This window comes from Vibrio rhodolitus (assembly GCF_003350325.1).
Classification (GTDB): Bacteria; Pseudomonadota; Gammaproteobacteria; order Enterobacterales; family Vibrionaceae; genus Vibrio; species Vibrio rhodolitus.
This window is the reverse complement of sequence record NZ_QLYZ01000005.1, coordinates 206,862-222,391: the sequence shown is the minus strand read 5'-3', so window position 1 is coordinate 222,391 and position 15,530 is coordinate 206,862. Positions and strand designations below refer to the sequence as shown.

At 44.9% G+C, this 15,530-nt stretch carries 18 protein-coding genes; 6 read left to right on the top strand and 12 right to left on the bottom strand.

What is annotated here, in order from left to right; genetic code table 11:
- Positions 1 to 6: 6 nt before the first annotated feature.
- Both DPF93_RS07710 and DPF93_RS07705 read right to left on the bottom strand, forming a co-directional pair.
- A complete protein-coding gene (locus tag DPF93_RS07710) occupies positions 7 to 555 on the bottom strand; it encodes a hypothetical protein (protein WP_114765629.1) in 549 nt (182 codons plus the stop codon).
- The gene (locus DPF93_RS07705) at positions 552 to 1,304 is read right to left on the bottom strand and encodes an SURF1 family protein (RefSeq protein WP_114765628.1); all 753 of its coding nucleotides are present in this window, start codon (positions 1,302 to 1,304) and stop codon (positions 552 to 554) included. The genes DPF93_RS07710 and DPF93_RS07705 overlap by 4 nt, the downstream gene beginning before the upstream one ends.
- Here DPF93_RS07705 and DPF93_RS07700 point away from each other — a divergent pair.
- Positions 1,294 to 1,530 carry a DUF2909 domain-containing protein gene (locus DPF93_RS07700; protein ID WP_114765627.1) on the top strand — a complete coding sequence of 79 codons (237 nt, stop codon included), beginning with the start codon at positions 1,294 to 1,296 and terminating at the stop codon, positions 1,528 to 1,530. The two genes, DPF93_RS07705 and DPF93_RS07700, sit on opposite strands and share 11 nt — an antisense overlap.
- A gap of 15 nt (positions 1,531 to 1,545) precedes the next feature.
- Here the strand turns inward: DPF93_RS07700 and DPF93_RS07695 are convergent, their stop codons facing one another.
- From DPF93_RS07695 to coxB, 4 genes are read right to left on the bottom strand one after another with little or no spacing between them, the layout of a single operon-like run.
- On the bottom strand, positions 1,546 to 2,430 hold the full coding sequence (locus DPF93_RS07695; RefSeq protein ID WP_114765626.1) for a cytochrome c oxidase subunit 3: 885 nt from the start codon (positions 2,428 to 2,430) through the stop codon (positions 1,546 to 1,548).
- The gene (locus tag DPF93_RS07690) at positions 2,427 to 3,044 is read right to left on the bottom strand and encodes a cytochrome c oxidase assembly protein (protein ID WP_114765625.1); all 618 of its coding nucleotides are present in this window, start codon (positions 3,042 to 3,044) and stop codon (positions 2,427 to 2,429) included. The genes DPF93_RS07695 and DPF93_RS07690 overlap by 4 nt, the downstream gene beginning before the upstream one ends.
- A gap of 12 nt (positions 3,045 to 3,056) precedes the next feature.
- Complete coding sequence (gene ctaD / locus DPF93_RS07685; RefSeq protein ID WP_114765624.1) at positions 3,057 to 4,697, bottom strand: cytochrome c oxidase subunit I; 1,641 nt, start codon at positions 4,695 to 4,697, stop codon at positions 3,057 to 3,059.
- Complete coding sequence (coxB, locus tag DPF93_RS07680; protein ID WP_483050729.1) at positions 4,694 to 5,833, bottom strand: cytochrome c oxidase subunit II; 1,140 nt, start codon at positions 5,831 to 5,833, stop codon at positions 4,694 to 4,696. Before coxB ends, ctaD begins: the two co-directional genes overlap by 4 nt.
- A 379-nt stretch (positions 5,834 to 6,212) precedes the next feature.
- Between coxB and DPF93_RS07675 the strand changes: the two genes are divergently transcribed.
- Positions 6,213 to 7,916, top strand: a complete 1,704-nt coding sequence (locus DPF93_RS07675; protein WP_114765622.1) for a phospho-sugar mutase — start codon at positions 6,213 to 6,215, stop codon at positions 7,914 to 7,916.
- A 37-nt stretch (positions 7,917 to 7,953) separates the two neighbouring features.
- On the opposite strand, the gene DPF93_RS07670 is transcribed toward DPF93_RS07675, so the two are convergent.
- Positions 7,954 to 8,661 (bottom strand): transglutaminase-like domain-containing protein, encoded by a 708-nt coding sequence (locus DPF93_RS07670; protein WP_114765621.1) that lies wholly within the window; start codon positions 8,659 to 8,661, stop codon positions 7,954 to 7,956.
- Positions 8,662 to 8,777: 116 nt separating this feature from the next.
- Here DPF93_RS07670 and DPF93_RS07665 point away from each other — a divergent pair, with 116 nt between their 5' ends.
- Entirely contained in the window at positions 8,778 to 9,116 is a 339-nt protein-coding gene (locus tag DPF93_RS07665; RefSeq protein ID WP_114765620.1) for a hypothetical protein, read from the top strand.
- Positions 9,117 to 9,121: 5 nt separating this feature from the next.
- Here the strand turns inward: DPF93_RS07665 and DPF93_RS07660 are convergent, their stop codons facing one another.
- The 3 genes from DPF93_RS07660 to DPF93_RS07650 form a co-directional block, all read right to left on the bottom strand.
- Positions 9,122 to 9,874 (bottom strand): helix-turn-helix transcriptional regulator, encoded by a 753-nt coding sequence (locus DPF93_RS07660; RefSeq protein WP_114765619.1) that lies wholly within the window; start codon positions 9,872 to 9,874, stop codon positions 9,122 to 9,124.
- On the bottom strand, positions 9,875 to 10,297 hold the full coding sequence (locus DPF93_RS07655; RefSeq protein ID WP_341866790.1) for a GNAT family N-acetyltransferase: 423 nt from the start codon (positions 10,295 to 10,297) through the stop codon (positions 9,875 to 9,877). It lies immediately after the preceding gene.
- A gap of 103 nt (positions 10,298 to 10,400) precedes the next feature.
- On the bottom strand, positions 10,401 to 11,036 hold the full coding sequence (locus DPF93_RS07650) for a LysE family translocator (protein ID WP_114765617.1): 636 nt from the start codon (positions 11,034 to 11,036) through the stop codon (positions 10,401 to 10,403).
- A gap of 241 nt (positions 11,037 to 11,277) precedes the next feature.
- Between DPF93_RS07650 and DPF93_RS07645 the strand changes: the two genes are divergently transcribed.
- The 3 genes from DPF93_RS07645 to DPF93_RS07635 all read left to right on the top strand — a co-directional run bounded on the left by DPF93_RS07645 (position 11,278) and on the right by DPF93_RS07635 (position 13,245).
- Positions 11,278 to 12,108, top strand: a complete 831-nt coding sequence (locus DPF93_RS07645; RefSeq protein WP_114765616.1) for an AraC family transcriptional regulator — start codon at positions 11,278 to 11,280, stop codon at positions 12,106 to 12,108.
- A 112-nt stretch (positions 12,109 to 12,220) separates the two neighbouring features.
- Complete coding sequence (locus DPF93_RS07640; RefSeq protein WP_114765615.1) at positions 12,221 to 12,931, top strand: AzlC family ABC transporter permease; 711 nt, start codon at positions 12,221 to 12,223, stop codon at positions 12,929 to 12,931.
- Complete coding sequence (locus tag DPF93_RS07635; protein WP_114765614.1) at positions 12,928 to 13,245, top strand: AzlD domain-containing protein; 318 nt, start codon at positions 12,928 to 12,930, stop codon at positions 13,243 to 13,245. The genes DPF93_RS07640 and DPF93_RS07635 overlap by 4 nt, the downstream gene beginning before the upstream one ends.
- Positions 13,246 to 13,311: 66 nt before the next feature.
- On the opposite strand, the gene DPF93_RS07630 is transcribed toward DPF93_RS07635, so the two are convergent.
- Both DPF93_RS07630 and DPF93_RS07625 read right to left on the bottom strand, forming a co-directional pair.
- Positions 13,312 to 13,926, bottom strand: a complete 615-nt coding sequence (locus tag DPF93_RS07630) for a fumarylacetoacetate hydrolase family protein (RefSeq protein WP_114765613.1) — start codon at positions 13,924 to 13,926, stop codon at positions 13,312 to 13,314.
- Positions 13,927 to 14,069: 143 nt separating this feature from the next.
- Positions 14,070 to 15,152, bottom strand: coding sequence for a porin (locus DPF93_RS07625; RefSeq protein WP_114765612.1), 1,083 nt, complete (start codon positions 15,150 to 15,152; stop codon positions 14,070 to 14,072).
- Positions 15,153 to 15,530: the final 378 nt, after the last annotated feature.

Below are 15,530 nucleotides of genomic sequence, written 5' to 3'. Positions count from 1 at the left end.
CTCTCCCTATCCAACACGCGATAATTTAAGCAATTTGCGTAAGTCAGCTAGTAAACCTTTGCTTTGCGGAATGAGTTCATCTTCTGACTTAACCTGCGGATAGCGCATCACCAATTGACCGAGCGGGTCAACAATTACATACTCAAATTGACTAACGATTTGGCTAAACGAGCCATTCACTGCCACCATATCAAGCTCAAGATCCGCCAGCGCTTGAATATCACTGTTTTTGTCCACCAATACCAATGGAACAACGCGCTGTTGATACTTACCCAATGCAATGTGGCTTTGTTGTAAGTAGTGTATTTGCTTAAGACAAAAAGCATCGCACTGCGCGGGGACAAGATAACCTAGCTGCCACTTTTCTCCTTGATAAGGGTTGTCTAAACCCAAACTCTTAAACGTTTGAGCAGGCTCAATCAGCTCCCCTTTATTGGTGACACCAGAGTTATACCACTGCTGAGTAAGAACTAATTTTGCCAGTATCGCCGGCAATGCGAATACCGTAATTAAGGCTAATAGCTTAAACCGACTGCGGGTAATTGATTGGCTCATAGACTCTCCTTAGTCGTACTCTTTAGGGCTTTCCTCAACCAGATTATGGCGATAATCGCTAAGGCGAATGCCATCGAAAACCATTGAAACGCATAACCTTGATGCTTATCAGCGCTCATTGGGAGCGGATTCCATGGTTGTGGATAATGCCATTGTGCTTGCCTTGGCTGAAAAATGTAGCTCTCAATCGGCAATTGCCAATACTCGCCAAGTTGGTCGGTGTTCAAATTTTGGATTCGCGCTGGCTCGGTTGGCTCTAACATCAAGTTACTGCTTAGCGGGTTAGTGGAGCGAGTATATAAACGCCCTTCCCGATTATAATTTTGGCTCAGCCATGCCACGTCGGGTAAATCAGAACGAGAGGATTTTGCAGCGACAAATCCAAGCTCAAGCAACACATTCCTTCCGTCTATTGCGCGAACCAGTTGTAAGGCAAGATAGCCAACCTCACCATTATAAGTTTGGTTATCAAGCAGCACGTAATAGCCTGCCAAAGGGGACAAATTTGCCGTAACTTTTACACCATAAAAATCTTGCTTGTCTTGAGGGTCAAAGTCGGTCAAGCGAATTGCAGTTTGTTGCTCATTACTGGTTAACATATTTTGCAACTCAAGCTTTTGCTCCGCGCGATTTAATTGCCACATTCCTAGGTTGACCAATATCGAAATAGCAACCAAGGTTAATACTAACGCAAGCCAAAAAAGTGGCTGTTTCAATAACCTAACAAAGGATGACGATATGGTTTTCATTTTCAAATCAGTGCTGGTTTTATTGCTACTTTTTATCATTGCTAACCTCGCCAAAGCCCTGATTGAGATGGTAAAAGGTCCTGATGAATCCGAAGATGAACAGGATGACCAACCACCAATGAGTCATTACCTCGGACGTCGAGTTGTCCTCTCTGCCCTTGCTGTTGTATTGATGCTTGTCGCTCTCCTTAGTGGATTTATTGAGCCTAATTCTCGACCTTTTTAATTGTGATTCGACTTGTTAAAGCACATAAACGAACACAAACAAGCACAACCACACCACATCGACAAAATGCCAGTACCAACTCCCTGCTTGGAAGGCAAAATGGTCTTTAGGGGTAAAGTGATCTTTGGCGATCCGACCCAATAAGACGATTAGAAAAATTGAGCCTAACAACACATGCAGACCGTGGAAGCCAGTCAACATAAAGAAAGTATTGCCATAAACGCCGGACTGTAAGGTAAGGTCGAGATCTTGATAAGCATGGATGTATTCAACACCTTGGTAATATAAAAAGAATGCCGCCAAGACGATGGTGATTTCAAGCCACACAATCAGCGCCATGCGTTTGTTTTGCTCAAGGCTAATGTGCGCCATATGCAAGGTAATTGAAGAAAGCAGCAGAATAATGGTGTTGTTAAGCGGAATGCCTTGCCAGCTCATAGCAGTAGTGGTTTGCCCATCTGGTGTTGTGGTTAATGGCCAGATTGCCTCAAAAGCTGGCCACAATACCTCGTGGGTCATCACATTGTTATCTGCGCCGCCCAGCCAAGGCACTGAAATCATTCTGGCGTAAAAAAGCGCACCAAAGAAAGCACCAAAAAACATCACCTCAGAGAAAATAAACCAACTCATCCCTTGGCGAAATGAGCGCGCGATTTGCTCCGAGTAAAGCCCACTCATCGACTCGCTGACCACGTTCGAAAGCCACCCTGCCAGCATATACAATAAGAATAAAAAACCTAACCCCAGCACAATTTTTGAAAACACACTGGCACTGCCGCCTTCCGCCATGGTTTGTACCGTCAGCCCTGCGCCTACCGCGACTAAAAATAGAGCGATAGCGCCAACAATGGGCCAACTGCTCTGTGCCGGTACGTAATAGGATTGATGCTTAGAACTCATGGTGTTACTCCTTTCTGCTGGGCGGATTTAGCAGGCGTCACTTTTGCTGTTGTAGTCGACTTCGCAACAGTATCGGTAATGTCATACAGGGTGTAAGAGAGTGTCAGTGTATGGATAGATTCAGGAACATCCTTTTCGATGTAGAAAATCAACGGCATTTCTGCGCGGCTTTGAGCATCCAAAGGCTGCTTATTGAAACAAAAACATTCGACTTTATTAAAGTAGCTCGCCCCTAGCCCGGGAGAAACAGAAGGGACTGCTTGACCTACAATGGTGTAATTAGCGCGATTAAAAGCGATGTAAGCCGTTTGGATCACCTCGCCAGGATGGACTTCCATCGAGGTGACTTCGGGTTTGAAATCCCACTGCATATTGGGATTGGGATGAGCGATAAACTCCACTTTAATCGTGCGCGATCTATCTGGCGAAAGCGCGGTAGGCTGCTCGACCGCTTCAGAGTTGGTCTTGCCATTGATTCCCAGCGCATCACACATAATGTCGTACAAAGGAACCAGCGCAAAACCAAAACCAAACATTGCGACCGTTGCACCAAGCAACTTAATCGTTAGCTTTCGGTTCGCAGCACGCTTATCGCTTGTGTTGGGCTCTTGCATACATCACCACCTTTAGTCCACTTTTGGCGGCGTCGAAAATGTGTGGTGCGGTGCGGGGCTTGGGACTGTCCACTCTAACCCTTCGGCACGATCCCAAGGTTTCGCCTCGGCTTTTTCGCCACCCTTGATACACTTAATCACTAACCATAGGAAAATCAATTGGGATAAACCAAAGGCAAAGCCGCCAATAGATACAATCTGATTGATATCTGCAAACTGAATGGCGTAGTCGGGAATACGTCTTGGCATTCCGGCTAAGCCGAGGAAATGCATTGGGAAGAACAGGACATTGACTGAGATAATTGAGCACCAGAAATGCCATAAGCTCAGTTTGTGGTCATACATATGCCCCGTCCATTTTGGCAACCAGTAATAGGCTGCCGCCATGATGGAGAAAACCGCTCCGGAAACAAGCACGTAGTGGAAATGCGCGACCACAAAATAGGTATCGTGATATTGGAAATCAGCGGGCACTATCGCTAACATCAGCCCCGAGAAACCACCAATCGTAAAGAGTACAATAAAGGCGATCGCAAACAACATCGGCGTCTCAAACGTCATCGCCCCTCGCCACATTGTCGCCACCCAGTTGAACACCTTCACCCCAGTTGGCACCGCAATAAGCATGGTGCAATACATAAAGAACAGCTCGGCAAAAACGGGCATCCCGGTGGTAAACATATGGTGGGCCCAAACTAAAAACGACAACAGCGCGATACTGCACGTTGCATACACCATGGAATGATAGCCAAAGAGTTTCTTGCCGCTAAATGCTGGAATAATCGCCGATATAATACCGAAAGAAGGCAATATCATGATGTACACTTCAGGGTGACCAAAGAACCAGAATATATGCTGGAACATTACCGGATCACCGCCCCCAGCCGCATCAAAGAACGAAGTGCCAAAATACTTATCGGTTAAGACCATTGTCACCGCTCCGGCGAGCACTGGCATCACCGCGATAAGTAGAAACGCCGTGATTAACCAAGTCCAAACAAACAACGGCATTTTGAACCATGTCATACCTGGCGCACGCATGTTCACAATCGTCACGATAACGTTGATCGCGCCCATGATTGAACTGATACCCATGATATGTACCGAGAAAACAAACAGTGCGGTACTGTCAGGTCCATAAGTTGTAGAAAGAGGCGCATAGAAGGTCCAGCCAAAGTCAGGTCCTCCCCCTTCGGTAAACAGAGAGGCAAGCAAAATCGCAAACGCGAATGGCAAGATCCAAAAACTCAAGTTGTTCATGCGCGGCAATGCCATATCCGGTGCACCAATCATCATAGGTATCATCCAATTGGCAAGCCCGGTGAAGGCTGGCATCACAGCACCAAACACCATAATTAAGCCATGGACTGTAGTCATTTGATTGAAAAACTGCGGATCAACCAGTTGCAACCCTGGCTGAAAAAGTTCCGCGCGGATGATCATTGCCATCGCGCCGCCAGTGAGGAACATAATGAAACTAAACCACAAATAGAGCGTGCCGATATCTTTATGATTTGTTGAATAAATCCAACGCGCTAAACCTCTGGGTGCATGATGCTCTTCATGTTCCAGTGCAATGGTAGAATTGGCTCGGCTTAACTCAGCATCAGCCACGGGTGATGACTTTTCATTGTGAGGAGTTGAAGGCTTCATAGTTCCTCCTTGTTACCTTGCTCTTGCATGGTAAAGGTATTAATGTCTGATGCTTGCACTACATCCCCTGTATCGTTACCAAAAGCGTTTCGCTGGTAGGTGATTACAGCGGCAATTTCTTGCTCAGTGAGTTGGTTAGCAAAAGCCTGCATGGCGGTACCCGCTCGCCCATTAACAATGATATCGATATGCTCACCAGTTTCACCGGTAGCAATACTACTGCCTTTGATCGCAGGGAAAGCACCTGGTATCCCTTCACCATTTGCCTGATGACAAACCGCACAGCGGTCAACGTAGACCTGCTCGCCGCTTTGCATTAATTCTTCCAAACTAAGCTCGGCAGTTAACGCCGCTGCAGCCGCTTGTTTGGCTTGCGCAATCTCAGCTTTTTTCTCGGCAAGCCATTTGTCGTAGTCTGCTTCGGTCATCGCGTGTACCACAATCGGCATAAAGCCATGAGCACGACCACACAACTCGGCGCATTGACCTCGATACACCCCGGGCTGGTCAATTTTAGTCCAAGCCTCATTAATAAAGCCGGGAATGGTGTCTTTCTTCACCGCAAAATCAGGCACCCACCAAGAGTGAATCACATCATCGGAAGTCATAAGAAACCTAACTTTTCGGTTGATTGGCAGCACTAGCGGGTTATCTACCTCTAGCAGGTAATTGGCACCTTTTTCTTCAATACCATCAATTTGATTTTGTGATGTCGCCAATAAGCTGAAAAATTCCACATCTTGCCCGAAGTAGCTGTAGTGCCACTTCCACTGTGAGCCGGTAATTTTGACTGTGAGATCAGATTGAGAGGTGTCTTCCATCGCAACCAGTGTTTTAGTAGCCGGAATTGCCATGGCGATAAGAATGATAATCGGGATAACGGTCCAAATGACTTCGACTTTGGTACTTTCATGGAAATGTGCGGCGACCGCACCCTTCGATTTTCGGTGCTTGTAAATCGAGTAAAACATCGCCCCAAACACAACAAAAGCAATTGCACAGCAGATATAGAATATCAGCATGTGGAGGTGATATACCTCAGAGCTGATCTGAGTCACCCCTTGCGTCATATTTAAAGCGCTTTCTTCTGCGAGCGTGTGAGTTGACCAAGTAACGGCGATAACTTCCAATGTCAGCCAAACCGTGAATGGTATTCTTTTCAAAAGACCTCTCCTCTTTGCCTCTGCACTGACAACCAGTGCGAAAAACCAAAGGTTCAATCACTTTTACGCAGAACACCCGATACCCAATCACATCCATACTGATATCGTGCCATCCATGCGCTTAGTATCCGGATTTATCAAGTCGATTAGGAAGAAACGACTTGTTTGGGCTAACCTAAAACCAACGCAAAATGTTATATTTATGTTAATTAAGGCTAGTTAGCGATTCAAAAATGTGCAAGCTGAGGTACAACAAATTAGTTTAGCGATTGCGCTCTCGTAAATGATAACTACTAACATTTAGTATTTTGATATACAGCCTCAAGGCTACGCCAGATATAAGGGAAAAAAGATGAATGAACACATTGCTCAATGGTTAGCTATCGACCCAGATCCGCGAACTCGTGAAGAGCTTCAGCGTCTGGTGGATGAGAAGCAAACTCAAGAATTAGACGATCGCTTTCGCTGCCGCCTAGAGTTTGGTACTGCCGGTCTACGAGGTAAAGTTGGTGCAGGTCCTAACCGTATGAATCGCCTAGTTATTCAACAAACCGCTACAGGGCTTGGTCAATACCTTCTGCACCAATTTGACGATGCGAAGCAGCGTGGTGTAGTGATTGGTTACGATGGTCGCCCTGATTCAAAGCAGTTTGCCCACGATACTGCTGCCGTTCTTACTGCGCTTGGCATTAAAGTCTACTTAACTCATGATGTTGCCGCGACACCGATTGTCGCTTTTGGTGTTAAGCATTTAAATACGGTTGCTGCCGTCGTGGTGACAGCAAGCCACAATCCACCAGAATACAATGGTTTTAAGGTTTACTGGGAGAATGGCGCGCAAATTATCCCTCCGCACGATTCCGGCATCGCTCATCATATTGATGTCGCTGCAGAGTCACCTCTAGAACTATTGTGTGTCGAAGAAGCTGTAGCGCTAGACCGATTAGTCTGGCTTGACGATTCGTACTATCAAGCATATCGCGATGCGATGAATGCCAACCCACTACTGGCTAATCATACTCAACCAGATAGCATTGGTGTCGCTTATACCGCGATGCATGGTGTCGGTGCTCGAATGGCGGAAACCTTACTTGCCGATGCAGGTTTCAATCAGGTTTACAGCGTTAAAGAGCAGCGCGAACCTGATGGAACGTTTCCTACCGTTAATTTCCCTAACCCAGAAGAAGCTGGGGCTATGGATATGGTAGTAGCATTAGCGAGCAAACATGGCGCTGATATTGCATGTGCCAACGACCCTGATGCAGACCGCTTTGCCGTTGCGGTGCGTAAACCTGATGGCGAGTATCAAATGCTTACGGGGGATCAAGTTGGTGCACTATTTGGTCACTACCTGCTCTCGCAAACGGAAGCGAGCAAACAGTTAGTCGGTAACACCATTGTGTCTTCGACCCTGCTCGATAAAATTGCCAAATCTCACGGAGCGACCTATTACCAAACCTTAACTGGTTTTAAATGGCTAACCAATGTCGCGATGCAAAAACAGACCGACGATAGTCAGTTCTTGTTTGCTTATGAAGAGGCGCTGGGTTACACCGTAGGTAATCAAGTTTGGGATAAAGATGGTCTATCGGCATTAGTGGCTTTTGCCCAACTGACTGCCGAGCTAAAAAGCCAAGGAAAAACCATTTGGGATCAGTTAGAGAGCCTCTATCGTCAGCATGGGATGTACGTGAATGCACAGCGTAGTATTGCACTTGCCCCTAACACGCCACCGGTTGGTGAGAAACTTAGAGCAAATCAACCGAAGGCGATTGCAGGGCGCGCAGTTGAAAGCATTGAAGATCTCAAAACACTGCGAAAAACCTACGCTGATGGTACGAGCGAGCTTATCGACTTACCGCCAAGTGATGTACTTATCTATCACTTAGCTGGTGGTGCACGCGTGATCGTACGTCCATCAGGTACAGAGCCTAAGCTAAAATGCTATTACGAAGTCGTTGAACCTTTTGCTACAGAAGAGGACTTCCAAGTCGCCCAAGATAAAGCGCAATTAGCCATGGATATGCTCATTGCTGAACATCAACATATGATTTAGACGCTCAAAAGAAAAAGCGGGCATGATGCCCGCTTTGTTATGCGATGCCATGTTTGCGAATCTTATTGACGTTGATGTTCATTAGATGTCGCAGTACATAACGGAACATAAACTTTTTAAAACCATTTAGGTTACTGCCTCTCACTTGATAGAAGGCGTCTGGGCGGTCGAATAAGCCATAATCATCCGCAAGCCCCTCTTTTTGGATATAGGTATCTTCACCCTTCCAGTCAATCTCTGGATCTTGCAGACAAGTCACTGCAACCCCATAACCTGAGAAATCTTTACAACCAAAACTAAAGCGCTTTTGAACCTGCGCTAAGTACGGTTTATCTATGATGTAGCCTTCTAAGTTGATCCATTTGCCATTGAAATAAACCTCAACCCAACTATGAATGATTTTCTCTGGAGCGATGGCGAAAATGTACTTCGGAATCGCCCCAAGTTGTAGATCGTTATAGATGGTAAACCCGTGAAAGCGAGTCGGAATGCTAACAGCACGTAGTAACGCCATCAGCAAAGTACCTTTGGTATTACATTGACCGTAACCATCACGCAATACTTTACTAGCAGGGATTGTGTCATCAAAGTTGTAGCCAAATTTGATTTCGTCACGCACAAAGCTATAAATTTCGCCAATTGCATCGTATTCGTCGAGAGTATGCCAACTACGTGATTTGACCAGTTTCTGAATTGATGAATGCTGAAAATCTAACATTGCGGTTTGTTGTAAATATCGTTTCATACTGCTCTCCTTAGTGGTTGAGTGCAGAATAAACCGTCTAGGCAACGAAAAATTGAATAAACTTGCTATGCTCTAATAAAGTTGTACTTCAAAAACAATTATATGGGATGAAAGATATGACAGGGATCAAGCCAATTTTCGCACTCTTCTCACTCACTCTAACCGCCAACGTTTATGCCTACGGTAAGGTCGAAAATATTGAAAATTGCGCCAAGCTGTTACCTGATGGGCATCAATATCGCGTCTCTATCCAACTAAACGTTGATAAAACCCAAGAACCCAATGTGTTTGATGGTGATTTCGCCGTAGGTGGTGATATCGAAGAAGAGCAACGCGGTGAGATCCAACCCTTTGTTGAGTGCGTTGGACCTTTAATTAAGGTTCAAGTTGAACCCGTTAGCGAAGAACAGAAGCTAGAAGATCTCAAACCTCTGTTCCAAGGCATTGTTTATTAAGCTGTCTAATCTTGTTTAAAAAACATAGCTTTCGATTCGCGAATTGAGACCCCAAATATTGATTTGAACGTGCGGCTTAAGTGGGCACTATCCGAAAATCCCGCTCTATGGGCAGCCTCAGTGGCTGACTCTCCCTCTCGGATCAACTTAACCGCGCAGATTAGCCGACGCCACAGCAAATAAGGTCGCCATGCGATGCCCATTTGTTGTTTAAAGAGATGCAAAAACCGGCTCTCTGACAAAGCTAGTTGTTCCGCTATCTGTTCGGCGCGCCAGTTATCTGGCTTTAAACACTCGCTGGCAAAGCATTGATTAAGCTGAGTTAGTAAACGTTCGATACGCGGATCATTTGACGTCACTTCGCCAAGCATCTGTTGCCAATCTACTGTCGCAGAAAGCTGCTGCAAGATAGCGATGACTTGTGGAAGAGGAAAGTGATTCTCGCTCGGTAAAAGCAATTCATGACTAAAGGCAAATTCTTGATATTGGTTATCAACTAGCAACTGCTGTAAACATCGCCCAACCTCAGACTGAGGCTCAACCAAGATCACCCATCCTTTTTTCATTTGCAGACGATGAGCAACATTGCTTGCCAATAACGAGCTAGAAAGTAACTGACCGTCAATCAACAGCGAACCACTGTCTTCAAACACCGTCAATTGTAACAGGGCGTGAGCATGTTGAGCGGTATCGACCATCTCACCATAGCTGACTAACATGCCGGGAATAACCCAAACTCTTGGCGCTGCGCTCATCATTTAGCCAACGTGTTTTTGCAAAAAGATTTTGTCCACGCCCGGCATTGGGAAGCCGGTAAAACGTCCCACTTCTTTAAAGCCCATTTTGAGGTAGAATTCGCGCGCTTGGAAAGTGAACGTATCAAGGCATATTGTGGCTACGCCAAGTTTCTTTACTTCAGACTCGACACGTTCAAATACTTGCCTGCCCAGCCCTGATTTACGTTGATTCTCATCAATCCAAAAATATTCGACAAATAGAGTGTTTGTATAGACTTCACCAAATAGTCCACCAACAAAGTGACCTTGTTGATCTTTCACAACACAGGCGACCGTTTGGCTATCATCATGGGGGAAAAACTGAACGTTATAACTACGTAGCCCAGCTAATATATCACTTTTTACCGACTCATCTGGGTTCAGTACAAACTCTATTTGCATCATACAACTCCCTTACATGCATATTCACATCGTCACTCACGAGCTAGCTCGTCTAACGAATACAAAAAAGCCAGCTCTACGCTGGCTTTCTCAATTATAACGCGAGTTACGCAGTAAAAAACGAACTCAGCATCCAAATTGCCAAAATTAGGAAGATAGCTCCCATAAATTTATGCTGGTAGTTTCTAAACTTAGCGTTTTCTAGCAGACCTTTGCCCAAGGTTCCAACCAATGCAACCAAAACTAGGTTAAACAGAAGACCAAGAACATTAAGCAGTAAACCCAGTGCTAGCATCTGTTCGCCAGAACTTGCCGTGATGTTACTCGAGACAAACTGCGGCAAAAACATAACGAAGAAAACCAGTGCTTTTGGATTAAGCAGATTACTGATCAAAGCACGTTGATAAAAGGTGGTCGCCATCTTATTTTGCTGATCAAGCTCAGGGGCATCAGCGGCTTGCGAGCGAACACAATCCCAGCCCATCTTTAGCAAGTATGCACCACCTAATAGGTGTAAGGCTTTCAGGGCTAAAGGACTCATTGCGATTAACGCTGATACACCCAGCGCCGCAAGAAGAGTAAGAATAATTCCAGAGGTTGCATTGCCAAGGCTAGCGAACACGCCAACACGTCGCCCATAGCTCATACTTGAGCTGGCGATCAGCAACATATCTGGACCTGGCAGCAACAAAAGCGCCACCACTGCCGTCAAATAAAGCGGCAGAATAGACATATCGATCATGATTATAAATTACTAAGAACAGGACGAGGCGCATTTTATATTGCACTGAATGACATATCCAGCCCATTAGGCTAATTTTCACCGTAATAACAGCCAATATGACACACGTAGCATTTTGTTCTTAGACTTTGCGGGTAGAGGTTCGCTACTTAATTTGTGTTATGTTGCAAAGAGCAATTTTGTACAAAAACTCTCAACAAGTTTGAATTACTCTATGCCAAGGGTGCTAGGAGTTGGATAAATGGGTAAAAAGGACATTACCGAAGGGGCAACATTTCAAACTGCCAAAGAATTAGGCGGTCTCGAATTTATTGAAGCCAAATATAAGAATCATAACTTTTCTCGTCATAGTCATGAAGGCTACACCATTGGCGTGATTGAAAAAGGTGCCCAACGTTTTTTCCGAACAGGCGGAAACCATATTGCTCCTCAAGACAGCATTATTCTGGTCAATGCTGATCAAGTGCATAATGGTCAAAGTGCCACGGAAGATGGTTGGGAATACAAAGCGATGTATCCACTTCCAGAGCAGTTTGCCATACTCACTGACGGTCTGAGTACAGAATCAGTTATTCCCTACTTTCCTGAACCAGTAGTGTATGATCCTGAGATGGCGCAACAGCTCAGGCTTGTTTTTGACACGTTAGAAAACTCAGACAACCGGCTACTGCGTGAAACTTTGGTTTACGGCACACTAGTCAAACTCATGAGTCGACATGGGAAAAAACGCCGTGAATATGAGCCCAGCACTCGTAGCCAAAAGCAGTTAATGATCGCCAAAGAGTTTCTTGATGATTTTCCTCAAGCTGATGTTTCACTGGAGGAGTTAGCAAAGCTCGCTAATCTCAGCCCCTATCATTTCGCGCGCTCGTTTCAAAAGGAGTTTGGCTTCCCGCCTCATGCCTATCAAGTGCAGTCACGCTTACGTTACGCAATCCGTTTGATGAAACAAGGTCACTCTCTTTCTGATATTGCCCAAGAGTCAGGATTTCATGATCAAAGCCACTTGCACCGCCATTTCAAACGGGCGATGGGAGTGACACCGAAACAATACATCCAATCTCTCACCTAGGCTAAAAAGAGCTAAATTCGCGCAAGTTTGTACAATTTCTTCGCCTCCTTACATGGCGAAATAGCGGCTGAAAATACTAATAACAGCAAACGCGTCCAAGTGAGGAGATTAAATGAATACAGAAGTTCACGTTATGCCAAATAGATACTCACTGTTTATGCAAGGGACAGTAGCGATGATACCGCTTAGTGTCGCCGTAATTCCTTGGGGATTACTCGCCGGCTCTTATGCGATTGAATCGGGGCTTAACCCAATCGAGAGCCAAGCGCTATCTGCCATTTTGTTTGCAGGCTCAGCACAACTGGTCGCCACGGGGATGCTTAAAGCCGGCGTAGGACTGACAACCATGCTGCTGACTACACTGTTTATTACCTCACGACACTTTTTATATAGCGTCTCCATGCGAGATAAAGTAGGCAAATTACCACTGCGCTGGCGTCTAGCCTTAGGCTACCTGCTCACTGATGAACTCTTTGCCATTTGCGGTAATCAATCGGAACAACGTTTTGAGCCTTGGTACGCGCTCGGTGCTGGCCTTAGTTTCTATATTTGCTGGAACCTCGCCACTTTGGTTGGCATCGTTGCTGGCAGTTATATACCGGCACTTAACGAACTCGGGCTTGAGTTCGCAGTTGCTGCCACCTTTATTGCTCTGGTGATCCCTAATATTAAAAACTCACCCACTTTGGTTGCGGTTTTGACGGCTCTGGTGCTATCGGTGGTACTTAACCTTCTCCAATTTGAAGGAGCTCTGATGGTAGCGAGCTTAGGTGGGATGTTAGCTGGTTATTTTGTTGAAACACTTACGAGGAAGCCGCAATGATTATGTTATCAATTTTAGCGATGGCGGCTTTGGTCTTCTTTAGTCGTTATGTGTTTTTAGAGCCAAGATTACCCCTAAGACTTGCACCACAAATTCAGAGTATGTTGAGTTATTCAGGTCCAGCAGTATTGACCGCCATCTTAGCGCCAATCGTATTTGCCCCTGAGGGCGAGCTGTGGCTAGCGGCGAATAATCCATATTTGCTCTGTGCCATTCTTGCTTGTTACCTCATCTATAAAACGGGCAACGTTCTACTGACCACGGTGTTGAGTATGGTAGTGTTTCTGGTGCTCAATAATATGGTTTTGCAATAACTTTGCTTTGAGTGGGTCAAACGAAAACGCCAGCATTATGCTGGCGCTTGAGTCTATTTTACTACTTTAATTTGCAAGCCACTCAATTTCAATCAAGGTCTTTCCGGCGTGAACTAAACGCCCTAAGAAAATATCCCCTGGCTGAACTTCTCCCACCCCTTGCGGTGTACCCGTCATGATCACGTCCCCATCACATAAGGTCGTGTAACTCTTGAGTTCGCTTAAAATGATGTGTGGTGGGTATATCATCTGTTTAACGCCGCCGCGCTGGACACGAACGCAGTTAATAAACAGTTCTATTTCAAGCTCTTCGATATTTAGCCCTTGAAGAGAAATAAAACGGCTAAAGACAGCGGAACCATCAAAGGCTTTGGCACGCTCCCACGGTAGACCTTTCTCTTTAAGTTTGGCTTGCAGCTCTCTCTTGGTGAGATCAAGCCCAATACCAACCGAAGCTAGCTGCCCGTTTTTCACTACAAAGCAAATCTCACCTTCGTAATGTAGGGTCTCTTGATGAAACGCGATAAGTTGATTGGTGATAGCAGTCGATGGTTTGTTGAATACCACCATTTGCTCGGGAACGGCATTGTTTAACTCTGCTATATGATCGAGATAATTGCGCCCAACACACAGCACCTTGCTTGGTTGGATCGGATTGTCTTCAACAATAATAGAGTGCATGCCATCGTCCCTGAGGTAAAATTAAGAAGGCACATTCTAGCCAAAGTTTGTTTCAGGCAAACAATATTCGCTATTTAAAGTAAAAAACTCAGAGCTTGCGCTCAAAAGCAAACTCTGAGAATAAAGGCAGAACTTAAAGGGGATTAGAAGAAGTAACGTGCACCTACAGTGTATTGATCTTCATCTGCGGCCGGAATTGTATTTGCGACGTCATCATACAAATCATTACCTAAATCAAACTGGTAACCAGCGAAAGCCACTAAACCTGATGTAATCGTGTACTCGACTTGCACTGCACTTTGGCTGAATACCGTTTTATTGTTTTTGTCATCTTCAACAGTTTCGTAGTTAACACTGATGTTGATACCATTATCTAGACCAAACGCAATCAAGCCTTCAAACTGTTCCGTTTCTTCCATAACATCATAAAAATAGTCATTCTGACCATAGACAATGGCAGCATAAAGCCCTTTACCGTACGTCCCGTACTTTAAAGACACCATTTGAGATTTTGCATCTTCAGAGCCACCTGCATCTGAAATATCACCACCGCTATACACGTAACCTAAACCAAAACCCATAAAGTCAGCGGTAACGGCTACCTGTACTCGATCATCCAAGTCAAAGTCTCCAGACGACGTCTTAGCAATGTTATCGTTACGAACTTTCAAAGAAGATCCCGCAGCTTCGCCTTGCCAACCAAGCCCAATGCCAAAACTTAGTTCATTGTTTATTTCAAATTTATTGCGGTAACTCACCATTTTTTCAGCACGAGCAGAACCCAATTGATTGTGGTTCTCGTAAATAAAATCACTCGCAAAAGCAATAGGTTGGTCTGTTACTTTCACCACATCGTAGTAAGGAGCCCACTGAGTACCAACAACTAGACGACCTGCTTGCTCATGCGTTACACCAATGTAACCCAAACGAGTTGTAAATGAGGTATCACCCGCGTCGAGGTATTTAATCGCCCATTCACCTTTGGCATCAACGGTAACACCGTTACCAATTTCTTTTTTACCCTCAACGTTTAAGCGAGGTGATATTTGGTGCACTTGAAAGTCCGCGTCCGAATAGATCGCACCATCTCTTTCACCAACACCCACGTCAACATAACCGCCAATAGCTAAAGAAGTACCATCACCACTATACACTTGCGCTGCAAATGCACTGGTTGAAGCTAGAAATGTGGTTGCCACTGCCATGGCTAGATTCGTCATTTTCATCGTTATATTTCCATATTGTATTTAATAGCAAGCCGAACTAACGGAACTACCTTCAGCCGTAGCTCTAATACAAAACTAGTAACATAACTGTAACTTTCAAATTCAAAATGAAATAAATTTCCGAGAATAATGACTAATTACATACCAATTTATATTTTTAATTATTTAAGCGACTAATAATTCGAACTTAATTATTCAAAAGAGATATCATGCGATATTTTGCGATCGACATCACGCCGTTGCAAAATTACCAAATTTGTGATCAATGCACTCACTTGCTCCTCATTTTTCCTAAATGTCTATTCAGTTTATCTTGACTGATGGGTTTATTTTTAGGCTAAAGAAACAAATGAACTGAATAGAACGAGCCAGAAAGCA